At 69.2% G+C, this 9837-nt stretch carries 10 protein-coding genes; 3 read left to right on the top strand and 7 right to left on the bottom strand.

The window, feature by feature from the left end; translation table 11 throughout:
- Positions 1–561 (bottom strand): RICIN domain-containing protein (locus tag Afe05nite_RS43105; protein ID WP_203823148.1); only part of this gene is annotated, 561 nt, incomplete at its 3' end.
- 497 nt (positions 562–1058) lie between these two features.
- Between Afe05nite_RS43105 and Afe05nite_RS43100 the strand changes: the two genes are divergently transcribed.
- From Afe05nite_RS43100 to Afe05nite_RS43090, 3 genes are read left to right on the top strand one after another with little or no spacing between them, the layout of a single operon-like run.
- Complete coding sequence (locus Afe05nite_RS43100) at positions 1059–2351, top strand: extracellular solute-binding protein (RefSeq protein ID WP_203823147.1); 1293 nt, start codon at positions 1059–1061, stop codon at positions 2349–2351.
- 5 nt (positions 2352–2356) lie between these two features.
- Complete coding sequence (locus tag Afe05nite_RS43095; protein ID WP_239118638.1) at positions 2357–3325, top strand: carbohydrate ABC transporter permease; 969 nt, start codon at positions 2357–2359, stop codon at positions 3323–3325.
- Positions 3322–4143, top strand: a complete 822-nt coding sequence (locus tag Afe05nite_RS43090) for a carbohydrate ABC transporter permease (protein ID WP_203823146.1) — start codon at positions 3322–3324, stop codon at positions 4141–4143. Before Afe05nite_RS43095 ends, Afe05nite_RS43090 begins: the two co-directional genes overlap by 4 nt.
- On the opposite strand, the gene Afe05nite_RS43085 is transcribed toward Afe05nite_RS43090, so the two are convergent.
- The 6 genes from Afe05nite_RS43085 to Afe05nite_RS44415 form a co-directional block, all read right to left on the bottom strand.
- A complete protein-coding gene (locus Afe05nite_RS43085; protein ID WP_203823145.1) occupies positions 4118–4984 on the bottom strand; it encodes an SGNH/GDSL hydrolase family protein in 867 nt (288 codons plus the stop codon). The two genes, Afe05nite_RS43090 and Afe05nite_RS43085, sit on opposite strands and share 26 nt — an antisense overlap.
- Positions 4985–4986: 2 nt before the next feature.
- The gene (locus Afe05nite_RS43080) at positions 4987–5811 is read right to left on the bottom strand and encodes a carbohydrate ABC transporter permease (RefSeq protein ID WP_203823144.1); all 825 of its coding nucleotides are present in this window, start codon (positions 5809–5811) and stop codon (positions 4987–4989) included.
- Positions 5808–6719 carry a carbohydrate ABC transporter permease gene (locus Afe05nite_RS43075; RefSeq protein ID WP_203823143.1) on the bottom strand — a complete coding sequence of 304 codons (912 nt, stop codon included), beginning with the start codon at positions 6717–6719 and terminating at the stop codon, positions 5808–5810. Before Afe05nite_RS43075 ends, Afe05nite_RS43080 begins: the two co-directional genes overlap by 4 nt.
- Entirely contained in the window at positions 6719–8074 is a 1356-nt protein-coding gene (locus tag Afe05nite_RS43070; protein ID WP_203823142.1) for an ABC transporter substrate-binding protein, read from the bottom strand. Before Afe05nite_RS43070 ends, Afe05nite_RS43075 begins: the two co-directional genes overlap by 1 nt.
- A gap of 250 nt (positions 8075–8324) precedes the next feature.
- Positions 8325–9317, bottom strand: coding sequence for a LacI family DNA-binding transcriptional regulator (locus Afe05nite_RS43065; RefSeq protein WP_203823141.1), 993 nt, complete (start codon positions 9315–9317; stop codon positions 8325–8327).
- A gap of 108 nt (positions 9318–9425) precedes the next feature.
- Positions 9426–9704: a cellulose binding domain-containing protein gene (locus tag Afe05nite_RS44415; RefSeq protein WP_275407557.1), complete on the bottom strand. Its 279-nt coding sequence runs from the start codon at positions 9702–9704 to the stop codon at positions 9426–9428.
- Between the last annotated feature and the right edge of the window lie 133 nt (positions 9705–9837).

The raw sequence follows: 9837 nt of genomic DNA, 5'->3' as shown, positions 1-9837 counted from the left end.
CGTGGTCGGCGTCGTCGAGCCGACCCGGGCCAGCTGCCACTGCTGGTTGGTGCCGTTCCAGTCGGCATATTGGACGACGTTGCCGCCGTCGGCGGTGGAGGCGCCCTGCACCTCGACGGCCTTGCCGCTGTTGCGGTTGATCAGCTGAACGTAACCGTCGACGTCCTGGATGCTGAACTGCTGGTTGGCCGCGTTGGTGTCGCTCCACTGCACGATCGGCCCGCCGTCGGCGGTCGAGGAGTTGGCGACGTCGAGCACCTTGCCCGAGAGCTTCGACTTGAGCCGGTAGAAGCCGCCGCCGGAGTCGACGAACTGCCACTGCTGCTGAGTCTGGTCGTTGCGGGCCCACTGGGTGATCCGCGCCCCGTCGGTGGTGGCCAGGTTGTAGACGTCCAGCGCCTTGCCGCTGTTGCGGTTGACCAGCACGTACGAGGCGCTGGTGTCGATCGTCGCAGCGGACGCCTCGGAAGCGGTGAACGCGACGATCCCTCCGCCGGCTGTGACTGTCACCGCCGCCAGGGTGGCGCGCCACCAGCGGCGCCGGGTCGGTTTCGTGGTCATCGGGTCGCGCCTTTCGGGGAGGTGGGGACGGCGGGGCGGCGGAAACGGGGGAGGTTTCCCGGCTGTGAGCGCTCACAATCGATGGCGCACGTTTCGCTGTGCGGGGGAGTCAATGCCTGAGCGCCGTGGGAGCGCTCCCGCCTGGATCGCCATGTTGCCAGAATGTTTCCTTCAAATTCAAGGGTCGGGCCGCGGTGGGAATTGCCCTCAGGCGCGGTGCGGCGGGGTGCCCGGCGGCCGGTTCCGGACCGCAAAATCGATCTTGTAAAGCGTCGCCGACCCTGGATCTTGAATTCGCATAACAAGTTTTCAGAAGAAACTTATTCGAAAATATCGACCGACTCCCGAACTTTCCGCAATTGCCATTGACGGCCGATGCTCTTGACCACCCGGACACGTCGCCGTAACCTGCGCTTGCAGCAAGAAAATGGCGTACGTCAATGTCGAAAGTTTCGCTGCTCTCTATTTTCCGGTGCTTTTCGAAAGGAGATCCGGTCATGCCTTCGATCCGGTTCAATCGTCGATCTCTGCTCGGCCTCGCCGGCGTCGGCGCCGTCGGGGCGGTCCTCGGCGGGTGCGGCGACGACGGGAAGTCGTCCGGGTCGAACAAGACCATCCGCTGGTGGCACATCGCCAACACCGACCCGATGCTCTCGGCGTGGGCGGCCATGGCCAACAAGTTCACCGAGACGCACCCGGGCGTGAAGTTCGAGATCACCCCCCTGGAGAACGAGTCGTTCAAGACCAAGCTGACCACCAACGTCCAGGCCGGTGACCCGCCGGACATCTTCCACACCTGGGGCGGCGGGGTGCTGTTCCAGCAGGCCGAGGCCGGCATGGTCAAGGACCTCACCACCGACGTCACCGGCTGGCGCGACACGCTCATCCCGACCGCCCTCAACGCGTACACCAACGACGGCAAGACCTACGCGTCGCCGGTGGACACCGGCATGGTCGGTTTCTGGTACAACAAAGAGCTCTTCGCCCGGGCCGGCGTGAACACCCCGCCGGCCACCTGGGCGGAGTACCTCGAGGCCGTGCGCCGGTTGAAGGCCGCCGGCATCACCCCGATCGCCCTCGCCGGCAAGGAGAAATGGCCCGGCCACTACTACTGGGCCTATCTGGCGATGCGGGTCGGCGGTCTCGACGCCCTGCGCCAGGCCGCCGTCGACAAGAACTTCGCCACCCCCGACTTCATCGCGGCCGGCGGCCACCTGGCCGAACTGGTGGCGCTGCAACCGTTCCAGACCGGCTTCCTGGCGGCCGGCTACTCCACCGCCGACGGCCAGGCGGCCACGGTCGGCAACGGCAAGGCCGCGATGGAGCTGATGGGTCAGTGGGCCCCGGTCGTGCAGCGGGACAACTCGGCGGGCAAGAAGGGACTCGGCGACAAGCTGGGCTTCTTCGCCTTCCCCGCGGTCGACGGCGGCAAGGGTCAGGGCACCGACGTGTTCGGTGGCGGTGGCGGCTTCGCCGTCGGCAAGGACGCCCCGCCGGAGGCGATCGAGTTCCTCAAGTTCATCGCGCAGCCCGAGAACGCCCGCATCGAGGCCAAGACCGCGGGCGTGCTGCCGGTCGTGAAAGCGGCCGACGACGCCGTCACCGACCCCAACCTCCAGCAGGTCGGCAAGGCCCTGGCCGCGTCCACCGGGTTCCAGCTCTACCTGGACCAGGCCTATGCCCCCGCCATCGGCCAGCAGGTCAACGACAGTGTGGCCGAACTGCTGGCGGGCAAGGCGAGCCCGGAACGAGTCGCCCAGGCGATCACCACCGCGGCGAAGCAGGGCTGACGGCGGTGCTGACCGACGAGCGGCGGCCGGCACCCGCCGCGGTTCCACCGCCCGCCGAGCCCGCACCCCGCCGGCGCCGGCCCTGGCCGACCGTGGCGCTGTTCCTGAGCCCCGCACTTTTCCTGTTCGCGCTGCTGGTGCTGACCCCGATCGTGGTGGCCGGCTACGCCAGCTTCTTCAACTGGAACGGCTTCGGGGCACCGAGCGCCTTCGTCGGGCTGGACAACTTCCAGCGGCTGCTCACCGATGAGATCTTCGTCGGCGACCTGCGCCGTACGCTGCTGCTGATCGTCCTGTCGCTGGGCATCCAGGTTCCGGTCTCGCTGGCCCTGGCGATGCTGCTCAACCAGCCCCTGCGCGGCCGGCGGGTCTACCGGATGCTGTTCTTCGCCCCGTACGTGCTGTCCGAGGTGGTCACCGCCGTCCTGTTCACGATGATCTTCTCGCCGAACCAGGGCCTGGCCAACCACTTCACCCAGCTGATCGGTCTCGGCGACCTCGGGGCGACCTGGCTCGCCGACACCGACACGGTGATGTACTCGCTGTTCTTCGTGATCTCGTGGAAGTACTTCGGCTTCCACACCATCCTCTACCTGGCCGGCCGGCAGAGCATCCCGCCGGAGCTGCACGACGCCGCCGCGATGGACGGAGCCGGGGCGTGGCAGGCGTTCCGGCACATCACCCTGCCGCTTCTCGGGCCGACCATCAGGATCAGCGTGTTCCTGTCCGTCCTCGGCACGATCCAGCTGTTCGACATGGTGTGGGTGCTCACCGGTGGCGGCCCGGTCCGCTCGTCGGAGACCCTCGCCGTGACGATGTTCCAGGAGGGCTTCAAGCGTTTCCACGTCGGCTACGCGAGCGCCATCAGCATGGTCATCTTCCTGATCAGCGTCACCTTCGGACTGCTCTATCAGCGGTTCGTGCTGCGCCGCGACCTCGAGGGCGCCGTCACCACGATGGGAGACCAGCGATGACGCGTACGCGTTCCGTCGCCCTGCACACCACCAGCCTCATCGTCGGCGCCGCGGTGATCGTGCCGATCGTGTTCGGTGTGCTCGGCGGGTTCAAGGACAACGGCCAGCTGTTCACCAACCCGTTCGGGCTGCCCGACCCGTGGCTGCCCGGCAACTACCTCGACGCGTTGCGCTCGGGGGCGTTCTGGCAGCAGGCCGGCAACAGCGTGTTCATCGCGATCGCCAGTACGGCGCTGGTGGTCCTCATCGGGGCGATGGCCGCGTTCATCTTCGCGCGGTTCGCCTTCCCCGGCCGGGAGACGCTGTTCACCCTGTTCGCGATCGGCCTGATGTTCCCGTTCGCGGTCGCCATCCTGCCGCTGTTCGTCCTGTTGCGCGGCATGAACCTGCTCGGCAACCCGCTCGGGGTGATCCTCCCGCAGGTGGCGTTCGGGCTGCCGATCACGATCGTCATCCTGCGCAGCTTCTTCCGCACCATCCCGGCCGAGGTCGAGGAGTCGGCGGTGCTCGACGGGTGCGGGCCGTTCCGCTTCTTCTGGCGGATCCTGCTGCCGATGGCCCGGCCCGCCCTCGGCACGGTCGCGGTGCTGGCCGTCGTCGGCAGCTGGAACAACTACCTGCTGCCGCTGATCGTCTTCAACGACTCCCGGTGGTGGACCCTGCCGCTGGGCGTGCAGCAGTTCCAGTCGCAGTACTCGGCGGACACGGCCCGCATCCTCGCCTACGTCACCCTCGCCATGCTGCCGTCGCTGATCTGCTACGCGCTCGCCGAGCGTCAGCTCATCGGCGGCCTCACCAGCGGTCTCGGGAAGGGCTGACGGCCCGCAGGTGGTCGACGACCCGGCCGAGGATGAACCGCTGCCCGGCCGGGGTCGGGTGCACGCCGTCGGTCTCGAAGAGCCCGGTGCTGTCGTCGGCGGGCATGCTCGCGTGCAGATCGACGGCGCCGGGCACGGTCTCGCGGACGATGCCGGCCACCTCGGCCACGTCGGCGGCGTACCACTGCAACGGGGCGTCGGCGAAGAACGCGTCGACGCGGGTCTGGTCGACCGGGGGCGGCGTGATGACCGTCAGGTGCGCCTTCAGGTCCTGGGTGATCAGGTCGGCGAGCGCGCGCAGGTTGCGCCCGGTCTCGCGGGTGGTGGCCATCCGGTGCCGTTCGGCGCGGCCGTGCGCGCGGGCGTCGTTCGTGCCGAGCATCAGCAGGACCCGGTCCGGCGCGGCCGCCTCCAGCAGGTCGAAACGTTCCAGGACGTCGGCGGTGGTGTTGCCGCTGATGCCGAGGTTGACCACGCCGGCGGTGTCCACCCCGGTCAGGGCCAGTGACTCGGCGAGCAGTTCGAACCAGCCGAGGCGGTCCGCGGTGATCGAGTCGCCGACCGCGATCACCCGCTGCCCGGGAGCGAACGGCAGGCCGGCGAGGGCCTGCCGGTAGGGCTCGTCGGTCAGCAGTCGCGTCGCCGCCGTGCGGGTCTCCTCCCGCAACGAGCCGAGCAGGGCGTGGATCGTCGCCGGCGTGCTGGCCAGCATCTGCGCCAGCAGTTCGGCGTGCATCTCGGCGGAGACCGGGAAGCGCCGGAGCATCGGCCACTGGGCGGTGTCGGTGTACCGCAGGAAATGCCGGCGTTCGGGGTCGGTGAGGGTAACGGCGCTGGTCATGGTCAGCCCTTGATCGAGCCTTGCAGCAGCGCCGCGACGAAGCGGCGCTGGAAGACGAGGAAGACGGCCAGGGTGGGCACCAGGATCAGCAGCGCCCCGGCGCACAGCAGCGGGATGTCGGTGCCCCACTGGCCCTGGAAGGCGCCGAGGGCGCCCGCCATGGTCCGCTTGGCCGGGTCGTCGACGAGCACGATGGCGAGCAGGAACTGGTTCCACGTCCACAGGAACAGCAGGATGCCCAGCGAGGACAGCGCGGGCATGGCCAGCGGGACGTGCACCCGCCAGAACAGCTGCCAGGTGCCGGCGCCGTCGATGCGGGCGGCCTCGGACAGGTCGTCCGGCATGGTCACGAAGTGGGCGCGCATCCACACCACCGAGAACGGCATGAACAAACCGATCAGCGGCAGGATGATCGCCCATCGGGTGTTGAGCAGCCCGAGGTCGCGCACCTGGTAGTAGAGCGGCGTGATGATGCCCTCGAACGGCAGCGTCAGGCCGAGCACGAAGACCAGGAACCCGATCCGGTGGCCCGGCATCCGCAGGTGCCCGAAGGCGAACCCGGCCATCGTCCCGAAGAGCAGCGAGAGCGGCACCACCCCGGCGACGATGAGGCAGCTGGAGAGCAGCAGCTCGCCCATGTGCGCGGAGCGGAAGGCGTCGGCGAAGTTGCCCCACTGCGGGTCGTCCGGCCAGGACAGACCCGACGGGTAGGTGCCGGCGGGGTGCAGGGCGGTGACGAACAGGCTGATGAACGGTACGACCGTGACGGCCATCAGCAGGACGAGCAGAACCCGCCCGACGAGTGTCTCGCGGCGTCCGACGATCATCGCGAGCCGTCCCGGGTGAGTCGTTGCACCGGCAGGACGCAGGCGAGTACCAGAATCACCAGAGCGACGGCGAGGGCCGAGGCCATGCCGATCTCCCGTTCCGAGAAGGCGAGGTAGTAGATCTCCAGGCCGGGGACCATCGTCGAGTTGCCCGGTCCGCCCTGGGTGGCGATGTAGACGATGTCGAAGCTGGCCAGCGCGGCGATGACGGTCACCGTGACGCTCACCCCGATCTCCTGGCGCAGGCTGGGCAGCGTGATCGAGAAGAACTCCCGGACCGGGCCGGCCCCGTCGAGGCGGGCCGCCTCGTACAGCGCCGGATCGATCTTGCTCATCCCGGCGAGGAGCAGCAGGGTGCAGAGCCCGACCAGGACCCAGGCCCCGATGATGCCGACGGCGGGCAGCGCGGTGCCGAACTCGCCGAGCCAGGCCCGGGTCAGCCGGCCGAGCCCGACCGCGGAGAGCAGCTCGTTGGCGAGGCCGGTCGAGGAGAGCAGCCAGCTCCACATGATGCCCGCCGCGACCAGGGGAATGACCTGCGGCAGGAAGAGAACGGTACGGGCGACGGTGGCGAGCCGGCTGGTCGCGATGCCTCGGATGGTGGCCGCCACGAACAGGCCGAGCAGCACCGGTACGAAGCTGAAGAACACGATCAGCTCGAAGGCGTGCACGATCGTCGCGAACAGTTCGGAGTCGGTGAACAGCCGCCGGTAGTTGTCCAGGCCGACCCACTTCGACGCGCCGATGCCGTTCCAGTCGTAGAACGAGTACTGCACGGTCAGGGTCAGCGGGCGCAGCACGAAGGCCGCGTACATGACTACTGCCGGGGCCGCGAAGAGCCAGCCGAGCCAGGCCGCCCGGGGGCGACGCGCGCGCCGCGCGCGCCGCCCCGTGATCGGCTCCGGCATCAGTTCTTGACCTGGGTCTCGTAGTCCTTCTGGACCGACTTGAGCAGGGCGTCCGGCGTCTGCTGGCCGGCCGCCAGCTTCTGCAGCTGCGGGGTCCAGCTCTTGGCGTAGATGGCGCCGGTCGCGTTGGCGATGAAGTCCATCGCGCCGTTGTCCTTGCCGATGGTCGCGCCCGCGGTCAGGGTGCTCGCGGTGACGGTGCCCTCCTGCACGGCGGGCATGTAGGCGTCGGACGGTCCCATCGGGTGCGAGCCGCCGACCTTGACGGCGATGTCGCGGGCCTGCTGGTTGGTGGCGACCCAGTTGAGGAAGAAGGCGGCACAGTCGGCGTTCTTGGCCTTGCTGCTGATGCCGTACGTCAGCGGGGCCGACATCGCCGCCTGCTTGCCGCCCGCCTGCGCGGGGGGCATCAGGAAGAAGCCGGCGTTGCCCGCCATCTGCTTGTCGAGGTTCCCGGACTCCCAGTCACCGTCGAAGATGAACAGGTTCTTGCCGCCGATGAAGCGGCTCATCATCGTGGCGTAGTCCTGCGAGTTGATGTCGGACGAGAAGTAGCCGGCCTTGAGCCACTTCTCCAGGTGCTGGGTGGCCTGCAGGTTGGCCGGGGTGTCGATGGTGGCGCCGGACTTCTGGTAGATCCACTGGTTGATGGCGGCCGGGTCGCCGTACGAGGCCATCAGGTTCTGCAGGGGGAAGGCCAGGCCGCCGGTGGCGCCGCCGTTGAACTGGTTGATCGGGACGAGCCCGGCCGCCTTGGCCTTCTGCAGCAGCGTGTCGAAGTCGGCCAGGGTGGCGGGGGGCTGGGTCATGCCGATCTGGGCGGCGAGCTTCTTGTTGTAGAAGACGCCGGTCATGCTGAAGTTGAGGCCCATCGCGTAGAGCGGGCCGGAACCGCGCTCGCCGGCGGACGACACGCGCATCTGCTCGAGCTGCGAGGCCGGCCACTTGTCCCAGCCGAACGCCGTCGCATATCCGTCCAGGTTCTTCAGCAGGTTGTCCTTGACCAGTTCGGACACCTGGGGCAGGCGCATCAGGTCCGGCGGGTCGTCGGCCAGCACCCGCGGCGCGTTCTGGGTGATCACCGCGAACTGGTCCTCGCGGATGTCGAACTTGACGTTCGGGTATTGCTTGGTGAACTCGTCGGAAAGGCTCTTGGGCAGCGGGAAACCGGTCTCGAAGTAGCCCTTGAGCGTGACCGGGCCGGTGCCGCAGGTCGCGGAGGTGACCGGGGCGGCGCTGGCGTTCGCGCCGCCGGTGTCGGAATCGCTGCCCGGTGCACTGCACGCGGCGGTGGTGAGAAGGGCGGCCAGGGTGACGGCGGTGATCAGCGGCCGGTTGATGAGTCCATGAGCCATGTCAGGCCTCCAGGATCGCGGAACTCCGGCGGCGACGGATCGCTGCCGGGCCGGGGTGATGGTCGGGTCGACGGGATTTCAGGGGTGTGGAAGTTGCGCGTCGCGCGGGCCGCCTCGTCGAGTCCATGGCACCCTCCCGCTTGCGTAACAAGGACGAAACCTCATCGCGGCGGGCCGTGTCAAGTGTTTCCATTAAAGCACTTTTATTGACTCGCACCGCTGCTCAGGGACCATGCAACCAGATCCGGTGTCAGGTGGTGGAACGTTCGACGAGACGCACGTCCAGCACCGTGGTGGTCCGCAGGTCGGCCCCGCCGACGTGCCCGAGCAGGATGCCGAGGGCGGCGCTGCCGGACTCCTCGAACGGCTGGCGCACGGTGGTCAGGTCGGCGGCGGTGGCCGCCTCGCCGTCGTCGAAGCCCATGATCGCGACGTCGTGCGGAACCTTCAGCCCGCGGTCGCGGGCGGCCAGCAGCACGCCCACCGCCAGCGCGTCGTGGTGCGCCATGATCGCGGTGGGCCGGTCGGCCGAGTCGAGCAGGGCCGCCGCCGCGTGCCGGGCCGCATCGACAGAGTTGTCGCTGCTGGCGACCGTGACCGTGCCGCCCGCGGCGCTGATCACCGCCTGGAACCCGGACAGCCGCTTGATCGCCTGCGACTCGTAGTCCGAGACCTGCCGCTCGAGCAGGTAACCCACCCGGCGGTGACCTCGGTCGCGCAGGTGGGCGGCGGCCAGCCCGCCGCCCCGGCTGTCATCGATGATCACCTGGCTGAACAGCGCGCTGTCGGCGTCGACCGCCACCGTCGGCAGGTTGCGTTCGCGGAGGCGTTCGGCGATCACGTCCTCGATCCGCAGGCCCATCACGACGAGGCCGTCCAGCCGCCCGTGGATCGGCATGCTGGCCAGCACCGGCGACGAGGCCAGGGCGGCCGACTCGTGGTCGAAGACCACCACGTCGATCTCCAGCTCGGTCGCCGCCGTGAGGATCCCGGACAGCCGGCGCAGGTAGGACCCGTAGGAGGTGAACGGGGCCATCACGCCGATCCGGCCGGCGCCGCGCCGGGCCAGGCTGACCGCCTGCACCTTGGGGATGAAGCCGAGCTCGTCGGCCGCGGCGAGCACCCGCTGACGGGTCGCGGTGCTGACCCGGTCGGGCTTGTTCAGCACGTTCGACACCGTCGAGATGCTCACCCGGGCGCGCTCGGCAACCTCGTAGATGGTTACCCGGTGAACCGCCGTCAACGTCCCGCCTCTCCACCGGCCTCGAAGTGTTTTACCAGAAGTAGCACACGCCCCGGTCACGCGGCGGCGTGATCGGGGCGTGTGGAGGGTGCGCGGTCCGCGCCGGGGCTAGGCCGTGCAGGTGAGAGCGGGCGCCGCGGGAGTGCTGCTCGCGCTGCCGAGGAAGCCGAACTCGGCGGTGCCGCCGGCGGCCAGGGAGCCGTTGTAGCTGACGTTGCGGGCGGTGACCGCCGATCCGCTCGACGTGACGGTCGCGTTCCACGCCTGGTCGACGCTCTGGTTGCCGGGCCACTGCCAGGCCACGGTCCAGGACGTGATGGCCCGGCTGCCGGCGGTCACGATGACCGCTGCCTGGAAGCCGCCCTGCCACTGACCGGTGATCCGCAGGACGGCCGAGCAGGCCGCTCCGCCGGGCGCCGGCGAGGAGCTGCTCGGGGCCGGGGTCGGCGAGGAGCTGCTGGGGGCCGGGGTCGGCGACGAGCTGCTCGGGGTCGGGGTCGGCGAGGAGCCACCCGGGTTG

Origin of the sequence: Paractinoplanes ferrugineus, assembly GCF_016862195.1 — a bacterium.
Lineage (GTDB): Bacteria > Actinomycetota > Actinomycetes > Mycobacteriales > Micromonosporaceae > Actinoplanes > Actinoplanes ferrugineus.
The sequence above is the reverse complement of the archived record's forward strand: the minus strand, read 5'-3'. Positions and strand labels throughout refer to the sequence as shown.

Excerpts from the sequence above, each read along its gene's own strand:
- Afe05nite_RS43080 (WP_203823144.1), bottom strand. The coding sequence starts at position 5,811 with ATGATCGTCGGACGCCGCGAGACACTCGTCGGGCGGGTTCTGCTCGTC.
- Afe05nite_RS43085 (WP_203823145.1), bottom strand. The coding sequence starts at position 4,984 with ATGACCAGCGCCGTTACCCTCACCGACCCCGAACGCCGGCATTTCCTG.
- Afe05nite_RS43100 (WP_203823147.1), top strand. The coding sequence starts at position 1,059 with ATGCCTTCGATCCGGTTCAATCGTCGATCTCTGCTCGGCCTCGCCGGC.
- Afe05nite_RS43090 (WP_203823146.1), top strand. The coding sequence starts at position 3,322 with ATGACGCGTACGCGTTCCGTCGCCCTGCACACCACCAGCCTCATCGTC.
- Afe05nite_RS43075 (WP_203823143.1), bottom strand. The coding sequence starts at position 6,719 with ATGCCGGAGCCGATCACGGGGCGGCGCGCGCGGCGCGCGCGTCGCCCC.
- Afe05nite_RS43070 (WP_203823142.1), bottom strand. The coding sequence starts at position 8,074 with ATGGCTCATGGACTCATCAACCGGCCGCTGATCACCGCCGTCACCCTG.